We start from the raw sequence: 12,281 nt of genomic DNA, 5'->3' as shown, positions 1-12,281 counted from the left end.
ACTATAAAACAGACCGTTCTGTATCGGATTGGGTCATGGACGATCGAATGACGGTTGCAGTCTATGGCGCCGCCGGTCACACCGGACGGTTCGTGGTGGCCGAGCTGGCCCGGCGCGGCCTTCGCGCGCTCCGCCTCGGCCGCGACGCCGCGCGGCTTGCCGAAGACGGCGCCGATGCGGCGCCGGCGCGCGTCGCCGCGATCGACGATGCGGCCGCGCTCGACGCCGCGTTGCGCGGCGCGGATGCCCTGATCAACTGCGCGGGCCCCTACCTCGATACCGCGCTGCCGCTGGCCGAGGCGGCGCTGCGCGCCGGCATCCCCTATCTCGACCTGACGGCCGAACAGCCGTCGGTGCTGGCGCTGACCGAACACGTCGACGCCCGCGCGCGGGCCGCGAACCTGACCGTCGTGCCGGCCGCCGCGTTCTACGGCGGCCTGGCCGACCTGCTCGTCACGGCGGTCGCCGACCGCGATCGGCCGATCGACCGCGTCGACATCGCGACCGGGCTCGACCGCTGGCACCCGACGCGCGGCACGCGCGTGACGGGCGAACGCAATCGCGCGGTGAGGCTCGTGCAGCAAGGCGGAAAGCCGACGCCGGTGCCGTCGGCCGCACGCGAGCGCGTGTGGCCGTTTCCGCCGCCGATCGGTACCGTCGACGTGACGCTGCTGCCGTTTTCGGAAGTCACGACACTGGCGCGTCATCTGCGTATCGATACGATCGATTCCTGGCTCGCGACGCGCGCGCTGCGCGACGTGCGCGATGCCGCCACGCCGCCGCCCGCGCCGGCCGACGCACTGGGCCGCTCGGCCCAGCAATTCGCGATGGACGCGATCGTCGCGCAGGGCGGCACGACGCATCGCGCGATCGCGTCGGGCCGCGACATCTACGCGGTCAGCGCGCCGATCATCGTCGAGGCGGCCGTGCGCCTGGTCACCGGCAAGACGCGGGTGTCAGGCGGCGTGCGCAGCCTCGGCGAACTGTTCGACGCGCGCGATTTCCTCGCGGCGCTCGATACCGTGGCAGTATCGTTCGGCACGACGACCGATCCGGTTTTCACCAGGAGGAGCAAGCATGGGCAGCAATGAGAAAGGCGCGACGTTCCGGTCGCTACACCGCGCGGGCCAGCCGCTGGCGCTGTTCAACGTGTGGGATGCCGGCAGCGCGCGCACGGCGGCCGACGCGGGCGCCGTCGCGCTGGCGACCGGCAGCTGGTCGGTCGCGGCGGCGAACGGCTTCACCGACGGCGAGCAGATGCCGCGCGCGCTGATGATGGAGGTGCTCGAACGGATCACGCGCGCGACGAGCCTGCCCGTCACCGTCGATCTCGAAAGCGGATACGGCGAGCGGCCGGAGGATGTCGGCGACACGATCACGCTGAGCATCCAGGCCGGCGCGATCGGCTGCAATCTCGAAGACAGTATTCCCGCGACGGGTCCACTGCGCGACGTCGACGAAGCGACAGCCCGTCTCGCGGCGGCACGGCAGGCGGCCGATCGCGCGAGCGCGGATTACTTCATCAACGCGCGCACCGACGTGTTCTTCACGGCCGCGGCCGAGGCGCACGACGAACGCCTGCTCGACGCAACGCTGGCGCGCGCTCGTGCCTACGCGGCGGCCGGTGCCGACGGCCTGTTCGTGCCGGGTCTTCGCTCGCCGGCGCTCATCCGCGCGCTGACGGCCGCATCGCCGCTGCCCGTGAACGTGATGCGCGTGTCGGAAGCGCCGACGCTCGCGGAACTCGCCGACTACGGCGTGGCGCGCATCAGCCACGGGCCGTATCCGTACCTGCAGGCCATGAAGACGCTCGCGTCGATGATCAAGGAAAGCCGCTAGCGGATGCGCGGCACGGTCGCGCACGGCGTGCGCACCGCCTACGCTGCGGGTGGTGCCGCGCAGCCATTCGGGCGATCGTGATGGGCCGCCACCGGGACGTGCCGATGACCAACGATGCGGCACCGGGCTGTTTCGGCTGTGGCATCGACATGGCTCCGCGCGAAGGGCCACGCAACCTGCCGCATCCGAGGTTCGCTCGGCTCGGCATGCAGCCGTTCGCGCCGACCGGGGCGTCGTGTCGCGCAGCCTGCTGCGGCGCGTGCATCGTGAATCGGTCGGCCGCGCGATCGACGACGCAGCCCGGCAGTTGCTCGACGCACGCGCGGATGCGCCGGGCAATGCTCAGGACGCCTTGATGAAATCGATGAACGCGCGCAGTGCCGGCGGCACGAGCCGCCGCCCCGGGTAGTACAGGAAGGGCCCCGGGAACGGCCGCCACCACGGTTCGAGCACCCGTTCGAGCGCGCCGCTGTCGAAATGCGGGCGCACCCACTCTTCGAACAGATGCAGGATGCCCGTACCGGCGAGCGCCGCATCGACCAGCAATTCCGACGCGCCGCCGATCTGGACCAGCAGCGGCCCGGCGGCCGGCTCGACCCGCACGACTTCGCCGTCGCGCTCGAACTCCCACGGCAGCATCGCGCCGCTCGCGAAGCGCCCGCGCAGGCACTTGTGGTCGAGCAGGTCGCGCGGATGCCGCGGCCGGCCGTGCCGGTCGAGATAACCGGGCGCCGCCGCGGTCGCGAACCGCTGGACGCGCGGCCCGATCGGCACCGCGATCATGTCCTGCTCGAGCCGTTCGTCGTAGCGGATGCCCGCGTCGCAGCCGGCCGCCAGCACGTCGACGAAACTCTCGTCGGCGATCACTTCCAGCCGGATATCCGGGTACGCGTCGAGAAAGCGCGGCACGATCGCGGGCAACACGAGCCGCGATGCGCTGACCGGCACGTTGAGCTTCAGCGTGCCGGCCGGTCGGTCGCGGAATTCGTCGATATCGTCCAGCGCCGCCGCCACTTCGGTCAGCGCGGGCCCGAGGCGCGCGAGCAGGCGCTCGCCGGCTTCGGTGGGCACGACGCTGCGCGTCGTGCGATGCAGCAGCCGCACGCCGAGCCGCGCTTCCAGCCGGCGCACGGCCTCGCTCAGCCCCGACGCGCTGAGGCCCGTCATGCGTGCGGCGTCGCGGAATCCGCCGGCGCGTGCCACGGCCATGAACGCGTTCAGATCGCCCAGATCGGTTTGCATTGTTCGCCTTTTCGTACAGCCCGTACGGATTATGACGGCTTATCGCGCAGACGGCTCGTCCCTATGCTGGGCGCATTCATCTCATCGACAGGAGTACGGTCATGCCCGACATTCACCCCACCGCCACCTTCAGGCTCGGCGATCGCCACGTCAAACGCATCGGCTACGGCGCGATGCAGCTCGCGGGGCCCGGGGTATTCGGCCCGCCGAAGGATCGCGACGCGGCATTGAAGGTCTTGCGCGAAGCCGTCGAATCCGGCGTCGATCATCTCGACACCAGCGATTTCTACGGCCCGCACGTGACCAACCAGTTGATCCGCGAAGCACTGCATCCGTATCGCGACGATCTCGTGATCGTCACCAAGATCGGCGCGCGACGCGGCGACGACGCGTCGTGGCTGCCCGCGTTCGCACCCGACGAACTGGAACGGGCCGTGCACGACAACCTGCGCAACCTGGGGCTCGATGTGCTCGACGTCGTCAACCTGCGCATCATGTTCGACCCGCACGGGCCGGCCGAGGGATCGATCGAAGCGCCGCTCGCCACGCTCGCCGAACTGCAGCGGCGCGGGCTCGTGCGGCACATCGGCCTGAGCAACGTCACGCCCGCGCAGGTCGCACAGGGCCGGCGCCTCTGCGACATCGTCTGCGTGCAGAACCACTACAACATCGCGCATCGCGGCGACGATGCGCTGATCGACTCGCTTGCCCGCGACGGCATCGCTTACGTGCCGTACTTTCCGCTCGGCGGCTTCTCGCCGCTGCAGTCGTCGACGCTGTCCGGCGTGGCGGCCCGTACCGGCGCGACGCCGATGCAGGTCGCGCTGGCGTGGCTGCTGCGCCGCGCGCCGAATCTCCTGCTGATTCCCGGCACGTCGTCGGTCGCGCATCTGCGCGAGAACCTCGCGGCAGCCGACCTCGATCTGCCGGCGGACGCGCTCGCGGCGCTCGACCGCATCGCGGGTGCCGGCGCCGCCTGACGCGCGGACGATCGCCGGGCGGCCCGTGCCACGCGCGCCGCCCGGCCGCTCAGGACGCGACCACGCCGACGCGCTTCGGCACGCCGGTCACGATCGTCGCGACCGCGACCGCCAGCACGACGGCCGCGCCGACGAACACGCCGGCCGCGCCGTTCGCATCGAACACGACGCCGCCGACCGCCGCGCCCGTCGCGATCGCCAGCTGGATCGCCGCGACGATCAGCCCGCCCGCGCTCTCCGCTTCATCGGGCACGGTGCGCGTGACCCACGTCGACCACGCGACCGGCACGCCGCCGAACGCCATCCCCCACAACGCGACGAGCACCGCGTCGATCACCGGCGCGCGGCCGAGCACGACGAGCGCGATGCCCAGCACGACCATCAACGCGGGCATGCCGATCAGCATCGGCCGCAGCCGGTGTTCGAGCACGCGGCCGGCCAGCGACGTGCCGACGAAGTTCGCGATGCCGTAGCCGAGCAGGATCGCCGACAGCCCGTTCACGCCGACACCGGCCACCTGCTCGAGGAACGGCCGCAGGTACGTGAAGAACGCGAAATGCCCGGTGAACACGAGGATCGTCGCGAACATCCCGAGGCCGACGGTCGGCCGGCGCAGCACGTCGATCAGCGTGCGCAGCCGCGTCGTGCCGCTCGGCGGCATCGACGGCAGCGTGAGGAGCTGCGACACGAACGCGACGCCGCCGAGCACGGCCGCGATCAGGAACACGTTGCGCCAGCCGATCAGGTGGCCGAAGTAGCTGCCCATCGGCGCGGACGCGATCGTCGCGACCGCCACGCCGCTGAAGATGATCGACAGCGCGCGCGGCACCATCGACGTCGGCACGAGCCGCATCGCGGTGGCCGTCGCCATCGTCCAGAAACCGCCGAGCGCGATGCCGAGCACGACGCGGCCGATCAGCAGCATCGTCAGGTTGGGCGCGAACGCGACCGCCAGGTTCGACGCGACGAGCAGCACCGAGAACACGAGCAGCACGCGCCGCCGGTCGATCGTGCGCGTCAGTGCCGAGATCAGCAGGCTCGTGACGAGCGCGACCGTCGCGGTGGCCGTGACGGCCTGCCCGGCCACGCCTTCGGTCACGCCGAGGCTGTCGGCCATCGGCGTCAGCAGGCTCGCGGGCAGGAATTCGGCCGTGACGAGCCCAAACACGCCGAGCGCCATCGCGAATACCGCGCCCCAGGCCGGTTCGCGGGGGGCCGCCGTCGAGGCGGCCGAGGAGATTCCGGGATTCATGCGTGGTTCCGTGTCGGTTAGGGAAAGTACTGATGAGGGCGTATCGTAAGGAACCACGTCAGGACGGTCTATGACATACAATCCGTGCTTATTGATCGAACGTCCGAATCTCGCTATGTCCGAGCCCCTTCTGCCCCCGATTCCCGACACGCACGACCTCGTCAGCGAGCTGCTGCTGGGGATGCGCCTCAGCGGCGTGCAGTACCGCCGCATCCAGGTCGCGCGGCCGTTCGGGCTGAACTTCGGCCATGCGCCGGGCCGCGCGCAGTTCCATTTCGTCGTGCGCGGGCCCGTGCTGCTGCGCGACGCGTCGGGCGCCACGATGCGGCTCGAGGGCGGCGACGCGATCCTGCTGCCGCATGGCGGCATGCACGCGCTGGTATCCGATCCCGATGTGCCGTGTCGCGAGATCAACGGCTTCGAGGTCGCGACGCTCTGCGATACGGTGGCGTCGGTGGCGTCGGCCAGCGTGTCGCCCGCGACCTGCGCGACGACGGAACCGGGCGCCGGCGATGCGCTGATCTTCAGCGCGTGCATGGAGCTCGATCTCGGCGGCATGCAGCCGCTGGTCGGCACGATGCCCGAGTTCATGCACGTCGGCACGCTGCTCGCGCGCTACCCGGAAATCCGCCCGATGCTCGATGCGATGGAGCGCGAAGCATGCACGGCGCGCGCGGGCTTCGCGGGCATCCTCGCGCGGCTCGCGGATGTGGTCGCGGCGTTCATCGTGCGCGGCTGGGTCGAGTGCGGCTGCGGCGACGCAACGGGCTGGGTGCAGGCGCTGCGCGAGCCGAAGCTCGGTCGCGCGATCGTCGCGCTGCATCGCGAGCCGGGCCGCAACTGGAGCGTCGCGGAGCTCGCGACCGAAGCGGGCGTGTCGCGCTCGGTGTTCGCCGAGCGGTTTCTCGCGGCGACCGGGATGACGCCCGTGCGCTACCTGACCGAGTTGCGGATGCGGCTCGCCGCGCAGTGGATCGCGCGCGACCGCGAGACGATCGAAGCCGTCGCGTACCGGCTCGGCTACGGTTCGCTGGCCGCGTTCAGCCGCGCGTTCAAGCGCGTGGTGGGCAAGCCGCCGGGCGCGGTGCGCGCGGAGGGCGACCTCGGTGTCGAAGCGTAACGCCTGACGCGCGGCGCCATGCATTGGCGCCTGGCGTCATGTTGGCGTCACTTCGGCGTTCAGCCGCCGCTGCGCGCATCGAGCCTGTCGACCAGCGCCGTCGCGCATTGCACGGCAAGCGCCGCGCACTGCTGCGCATTCACCGTTGCACCGGTCGCGATCGTGCCCTGCACGATCCGCCCCAGCAAGTCCTTCGAGAGCTCGGCGATCTCGTGATCCCGTTCCGTCATGATGTCCTCCCGCACGCTGGCCGGTTGCGGCCATTCGCCCGTGCGTAGCGAACGTCGTGCCCGCGCCGCTCAACGCGGCTTCGCCCGCACGACGATCTGCGCCTGCGTGTCGCGTTCGATGCGTTCGAGCGACCCACGCAGCGCCGCGAATTCGTCCGGCGTGCACACCTGACGACCGAAATCCGCCTTCATCCGCCGCGTGACCTGGACGATGCGCGCGGCCGCATCGAACACGTAATGCGACGTGAACGCGACGAAGCGGTCGTGCACGTCCGCATCCGTCGGCAGGTCGGTGACGACGACATCCGCCGGCAGTGCAATCTGCCCGGTCTCGTCGAACGTGCCGCCGACGCAGCCCCACGGCTGCGTACGCACGGGTTCGGCCAGCCAGTTCTCGACCTGCGTCGCGATGCCGCCCGTGAGGCTCGACAGCGCGGGCAACGCGGTCGTGCCGTCGGGCCACACGAAATGATCGAGCGTGCCGGTGACCGTCACGTCGAACGGCCCCTCGGTCACGCGCCGGTCGCCGGTCGACAGTTGCGCGCGGCCGCGCAGGCCGCTTTGCCTCAGACGCTCGGTCGCCAGCGCGTCGATGCGATCGTGCGGCGCCCGGCGAAACAGGTTCCGCTCGAGTTCGGCCGTCCAGCCGCTGTCCTCGACGTATGCATTGAAACGCGCGACGCCCGGTTGCGCGGCGTCGATCCCGACCCGCGCGATGCGGCCGCGCGGCTGCGTGGCCGGCGTGCGCGACAGCACACCGGTGTCGACGAGCAGCGCGGGACGATCCATCACGATCGGCGGCAGGTAGCCGAACGCGATGCCGGCCGTCGTCGTGTCCGCATAGAGCGCGAGGTCGGGCAGCCACGTGATCGCATGATTGATCGCGCCGCCGCCGTAACCGGGTACCGACGGCAGCGTGTAGACGGCGCCGAGATTGATCAGCACCGGCTCGCTGCGAATGCCGACCGCCGCGAGCAGCGCGCCGAACAGCGCGACATGATCCTTGCAGTCGCCGTAGCGGTTGCGCAGGATGTCCGTCACGCGATGCGGCGCGGCGGCCGTTTCGCCGAGAAACAGCCCGACGTAGCGCACGTTCGCCTGCACCCAGTCGTACAGGATGCGCGCCTTGTCGCGCGGATCGGCGGCCTCCGCGGTGAGCGCGCGCGCCAGTTGCACGACGGCCGGATCGCCCGCGCTCGGGTCGACGGCCGCGTTGCGGTAGCGGGCGGCGAAGGCCGCGTAGTCGGGCAACGTCGACACGACGAGCCGGTCGCCGTAGGTCGGATAGCCGACCGCGCCGCTCTCGATGCGGTCGTACGGGCCGTGCCGGTAATCGAATTCATAACGCGTGCGGCCGTTCGCCGTGACCGGCGGCAGCGCGACGTAGCCGCGCGCGTCCGCATGCAGCGGCATGTCGGCCGGCACGTCGAAGATCAGCCGCTGGCTGTCGACGGGCTCGCGCGACGGCTCGACGTAGTAGCCGAAGTAGCCGGGATTGACGGGTTTCGTGCGCGTCTTGCGGAACGCCACGCGCGTGCTCGATCCGGCTTCGACGCCGGGGAACACGACGGTGCGCAACAGCCCGTCCTGGAACGTCGGCGCGCCGGCCGAGCGCGGCTCCTGCACGTCGCGGATGCCGTCCGCGCCGACCGGATGCGCGACGCCGTCGCGATCGATCGTCTCGGCCGCGAGCAGATCGACCTGCTCGAGATGCTTGTCGAACCACACGTAGCGCTGCGCGACCGCGTCGATGCCGTTCGCATTGTTCGCGCGCAGTATCGAATCGTCGTGCTCGTCGAGCGAGCCGTCGTGCTGGATCACGAATTCGTGGACGTCGCTGACGAGCGTGACGGGGGCTTCGTCTTCCGTGCCGGACGACTCGCGCGAGTCGTGCGTGCCGGCCGCGGCGATTCCCGCGCCGAGCGCAACGGCGCAGGCGAGCAGACAGCCGGCCCATCGGGAAGCAAAACGTGCCACGTCGCGACTCTCCGCGCGTTCGTTACCGGGCGTCAGGACTGCGCGCCCACGCGACAGGTCGTACCCGCATGACACGCGCATGACGGACCACCCGCCCGATGGCCGTCGTGCGATCCAGTGTGGGTGACGTGCCGGCGAGCGTCAAGCCGTGCGGCCCATCGCCGTCTCCCGACTTTCCGCACGTATCGGCGCCGTCCGGCACGCCGGCCGTCGCCTCCCGATCCCGATCCGTTCGCGCGCCCTATCCGTCCGAACGCCATCGATGCCCGCGTCCCGGTCGTGCGTTGTTCCCCGCAGTTCGTCTTTTGTGCGCGCGCAACAATGGCGATGCCTCGCGCCCGGCGCCCGGCGGGCAACCCGATTCCCCGCGTGGCGCCGGGCGCGATGGTCTTCAAGAACCACATCTCACGAGGACATACCATGCAACTCCAATCCCATCCGGCGTGCCGCCCGTTTTACGAAGCCGGCGAACTGTCGCAACTGACCGCCTTCTACGAAGAAGGCCGTAACGTCATGTGGATGATGCTGCGATCGGAGCCGCGGCCGTGCTTCAACCAACAACTCGTTACCGACATCATCCATCTCGCGCGCGTCGCACGCGACTCGGGCCTCACGTTCGACTTCTGGGTGACGGGCTCGCTCGTCCCCGAGCTGTTCAACGTCGGCGGCGACCTGAGCTTCTTCGTCGACGCGATCCGCAGCGGCCGGCGTGACCAGCTGATGGCCTACGCGCGCTCGTGCATCGACGGCGTGTACGAGATCTACACGGGCTTCGGCACCGGCGCGATCTCGATCGCGATGGTCGAGGGCAGCGCGCTCGGCGGCGGCTTCGAGGCCGCGCTCGCGCACCACTACGTGCTCGCGCAGAAGGGTGTGAAGCTCGGGTTTCCCGAGATCGCGTTCAACCTGTTCCCGGGCATGGGCGGCTATTCGCTCGTCGCGCGCAAGGCGAACCGCGGCCTCGCGGAATCGCTGATCGCGACCGGCGAGGCGCATGCGGCCGAGTGGTACGAGGATCGCGGGCTGATCGACCAGACGTTCGACGCCGGCGACGCGTATCTCGCGACGCGCACCTTCATCGACGTGACGAAACCGAAGCTGAACGGCGTGCGCGCGATGCTGCGCGCCCGCGAGCGCGTGTTCCAGCTGTCGCGCTCGGAGCTGATGGACATCACGGAATCGTGGGTGCATGCGGCGTTCACGATCGAGCCGAAGGACCTCGCGTACATGGAGCGCCTGGTGATGCTGCAGAACCGCCGCGTGTCGAAGCTGCGCACGGTGTAATGGAACCGGCGCCGCCGCGTACCGGCGGCGCCTGGGCGGGCACGAGGCTCAGGCGATCAGCCTGAGCTTCCGCGTCTCCGCGAGCCACGCCTCGAACGCCTGCGCCGGCATCGGCCGCGCGTAGTAGTAGCCCTGCGCGTGATCGACGTCGAGCTGCTTGAGGAAATCGGCTTCCGCATGCGTTTCGACGCCTTCGGCGATCACCGCGAAATTCAGCGCCTTCGCGAGCGACACGACCGAGCGCACCAGTGCCTGCGAGCGCGGGTTGCGGTCGATGCCCGTGATGAAGGTGCGGTCGAGCTTGATCGCATCGAGCGGCAGGCGCGACAGCTGCGACAGCGACGAATAACCGGTGCCGAAATCGTCGAGATGGATCTCCGCGCCGAGCTGGCGGAACTGCCGCATCAGCCCGATCGCGGAATCCTCGTCCTCGATGAAGCAGCTTTCGGTCAGCTCGATGTCGAGCAGGCCGGGCTTCAGCCCCGCGCCGTCGAGAATCGACGCGAACTGGTGCACGATGTTCATGTCCTGCAACTGCCGCGCGGACACGTTCACCGCGATCCGGATGCCGAGCCCCTTCGCCTTCCATGCGGCGGCCTGTGCGGCCGCGGTGCGCATCACCCAGCGCCCGAGCGGCGCGATCAGCCCCGACTCCTCCGCGAAACGAATGAACTCGATCGGCGCGACGAGCCCGCGATCGGGCGACTGCCAGCGGATCAGCGCCTCGACGCCGTGCACGTCGCCCGTCGCGATATCGACGACCGGCTGGTAATGCAGCACGAACTGCTCTTCCTCGAGCGCCTTGCGCAGGTTCGTGTCGAGCCACATGTACTTCGCGACCTTCTGGTTCATCTCCAGCGAGAACACGCGGTACGTGTGCGTGCCTTCCTCCTTCGCGACGTACATCGCGGTGTCGGCGCTGCGGATCAGCGTCTCGAGCGAATCGCCATGCTGCGGATGCATCGCGATGCCGATCGAGCAGCTCGTGTAGACCTCCATCAGCCCGAGATGGATCGGCGTGCGCAGCCGTTCGAGGATGATCTGCGCGGTCGCCTCGAGCAGCGGCCGCGTGCCGTGCTCGAACAGCACGAGGAACTCGTCGCCGCCGAGCCGGGCGAGCGTCGCGCCGGACGGCAGGCAGCCGCTGATGATCGACGACACGTCCTGCAGCAGGCGGTCGCCGGTGATGTGACCGTAGTGATCGTTGACGCGCTTGAAGTTGTCGAGGTCGAGGAACAGGATCCCGACCTGGCCGCGCGTGTCGGGGCTCTCCGCGTCGATCGCCGCACGGATCCGCTCGCTGATCGCATGGCGGTTCGGCAGCCCGGTGAGCACGTCGGTGTTCGCCAGCTCGGTGAGCCGCTGCTGCGCGTTGCGCTCCTCGGTGATGTCGATGCCCGAGCAGATCAGGAACTGCTCGTCGATGCCGCTGCCGCTCTGCACGAACTTGTTGCGGAACTGGAACAGGCGCGGCCCGTTGACCGTGTTGATGTAGCGCTCGACCGCGTACGACTGGTTGCTCGCGAAAAAGCCGGTGATGTTGGTGCGCGACTGCGCGCCCTGCTCGGGGCTCATGAACAGCTCGAACGCGCTGCGGCCGATCACGTCGACCTCGCGCTTGCCCGTTACTTCCTCGCACAGCCGGTTGAAGCGCTGCACCATCCCGTTGCGATCGAGGATCACGACGAGCGAATTGACTTCGGACACGACCTGCTCGGCGAAGGCGAGCCCGTGCGACAGATCGTCGGCGACGGATGCGGTATCGGAATAGGCGGACGCCGTGCCGGCCCAGTCGGTCGTGTTGACCTTCCTGCCGACCAGATGGAGGCTGACCGGATTGCCGAACAGCGCGATGTCGAGCACGAGATGCGACGTGACGCCGGTCAGCGCACGCACGCGCGCGGCCTGCTCGACCGTCAGCGCAACCGCCACGTTGGTCAGGCCGCGCACGGCGGCCAGCTCGAGCGCGTTGCTGTCGCTGCCGAGACGCCAGCAGGGGCTGCGCGTACCGACATGCGCCTCGAGCACCGCGCTATCGTTTTCGTCATCCATGGACACGCCCCGATCCAGAAAAAAACGCACAGTGTAGACGGAGGCGAGCGGGCCGACCGCCCTGCCCGGGCCGCGCCGAGCGCGTTCCGGCAGGTCAGCCGTGATTGCCGTGACAGCGGGCCTCGTCCCGTACTTGTTTCCAGCTACTGCGACCGGCGTTCGCGCGTGACGCGCGCAGGTTTTGCCAAACGAATGATGAGAGCCATCTTATCAAATGACGATGAGGATTGGCACTCACATTTAGAGCAGAGTGTCAAGGAATCGGGACTCGATTGGCAAGCCGGATTTTTCATGATTTGCGGCCG

General features: G+C 69.5%; 10 protein-coding genes. 5 read left to right on the top strand and 5 right to left on the bottom strand.

Annotated elements, in window-relative coordinates:
• The first annotated feature begins 35 nt into the window (after nt 1–35).
• Both AC1VVG_RS22485 and AC1VVG_RS22480 read left to right on the top strand, forming a co-directional pair.
• Entirely contained in the window at nt 36–1,091 is a 1,056-nt protein-coding gene (locus tag AC1VVG_RS22485; RefSeq protein ID WP_482836321.1) for a saccharopine dehydrogenase NADP-binding domain-containing protein, read from the top strand.
• Entirely contained in the window at nt 1,078–1,839 is a 762-nt protein-coding gene (locus AC1VVG_RS22480) for an isocitrate lyase/PEP mutase family protein (protein ID WP_482836320.1), read from the top strand. The genes AC1VVG_RS22485 and AC1VVG_RS22480 overlap by 14 nt, the downstream gene beginning before the upstream one ends.
• A 342-nt stretch (nt 1,840–2,181) precedes the next feature.
• On the opposite strand, the gene AC1VVG_RS22475 is transcribed toward AC1VVG_RS22480, so the two are convergent.
• Entirely contained in the window at nt 2,182–3,081 is a 900-nt protein-coding gene (locus tag AC1VVG_RS22475) for a LysR family transcriptional regulator (RefSeq protein WP_069245831.1), read from the bottom strand.
• 101 nt (nt 3,082–3,182) lie between these two features.
• Between AC1VVG_RS22475 and AC1VVG_RS22470 the strand changes: the two genes are divergently transcribed.
• Complete coding sequence (locus AC1VVG_RS22470; protein WP_034188361.1) at nt 3,183–4,061, top strand: aldo/keto reductase family oxidoreductase; 879 nt, start codon at nt 3,183–3,185, stop codon at nt 4,059–4,061.
• Between the two features lie 49 nt (nt 4,062–4,110).
• On the opposite strand, the gene AC1VVG_RS22465 is transcribed toward AC1VVG_RS22470, so the two are convergent.
• Entirely contained in the window at nt 4,111–5,313 is a 1,203-nt protein-coding gene (locus AC1VVG_RS22465; protein ID WP_034188362.1) for an MFS transporter, read from the bottom strand.
• Between the two features lie 70 nt (nt 5,314–5,383).
• On the opposite strand from AC1VVG_RS22465, the gene AC1VVG_RS22460 reads away from it, so the two are divergent.
• On the top strand, nt 5,384–6,433 hold the full coding sequence (locus tag AC1VVG_RS22460; protein WP_482836318.1) for a cupin domain-containing protein: 1,050 nt from the start codon (nt 5,384–5,386) through the stop codon (nt 6,431–6,433).
• A 59-nt stretch (nt 6,434–6,492) separates the two neighbouring features.
• Here the strand turns inward: AC1VVG_RS22460 and AC1VVG_RS22455 are convergent, their stop codons facing one another.
• Together AC1VVG_RS22455 and AC1VVG_RS22450 are read right to left on the bottom strand one after the other, a co-directional pair.
• Nucleotides 6,493–6,663, bottom strand: a complete 171-nt coding sequence (locus tag AC1VVG_RS22455; RefSeq protein ID WP_167361897.1) for a hypothetical protein — start codon at nt 6,661–6,663, stop codon at nt 6,493–6,495.
• 69 nt (nt 6,664–6,732) lie between these two features.
• A complete protein-coding gene (locus AC1VVG_RS22450) occupies nt 6,733–8,640 on the bottom strand; it encodes a DUF3857 domain-containing transglutaminase family protein (protein WP_482836316.1) in 1,908 nt (635 codons plus the stop codon).
• A gap of 420 nt (nt 8,641–9,060) precedes the next feature.
• Between AC1VVG_RS22450 and AC1VVG_RS22445 the strand changes: the two genes are divergently transcribed.
• A complete protein-coding gene (locus AC1VVG_RS22445; RefSeq protein ID WP_069245828.1) occupies nt 9,061–9,924 on the top strand; it encodes a crotonase/enoyl-CoA hydratase family protein in 864 nt (287 codons plus the stop codon).
• 48 nt (nt 9,925–9,972) lie between these two features.
• Here AC1VVG_RS22445 and pdeR read toward each other — a convergent pair whose 3' ends face one another.
• Entirely contained in the window at nt 9,973–11,976 is a 2,004-nt protein-coding gene (gene pdeR / locus AC1VVG_RS22440) for a cyclic di-GMP phosphodiesterase (protein WP_482836314.1), read from the bottom strand.
• Nucleotides 11,977–12,281 lie beyond the last annotated feature (305 nt).

The sequence above is a fragment of the Burkholderia sp. L-4 genome, from assembly GCF_056856535.1.
Note: the sequence above shows the minus strand (reverse complement) of the source record. Positions and strands in the feature narration are given on the sequence as shown.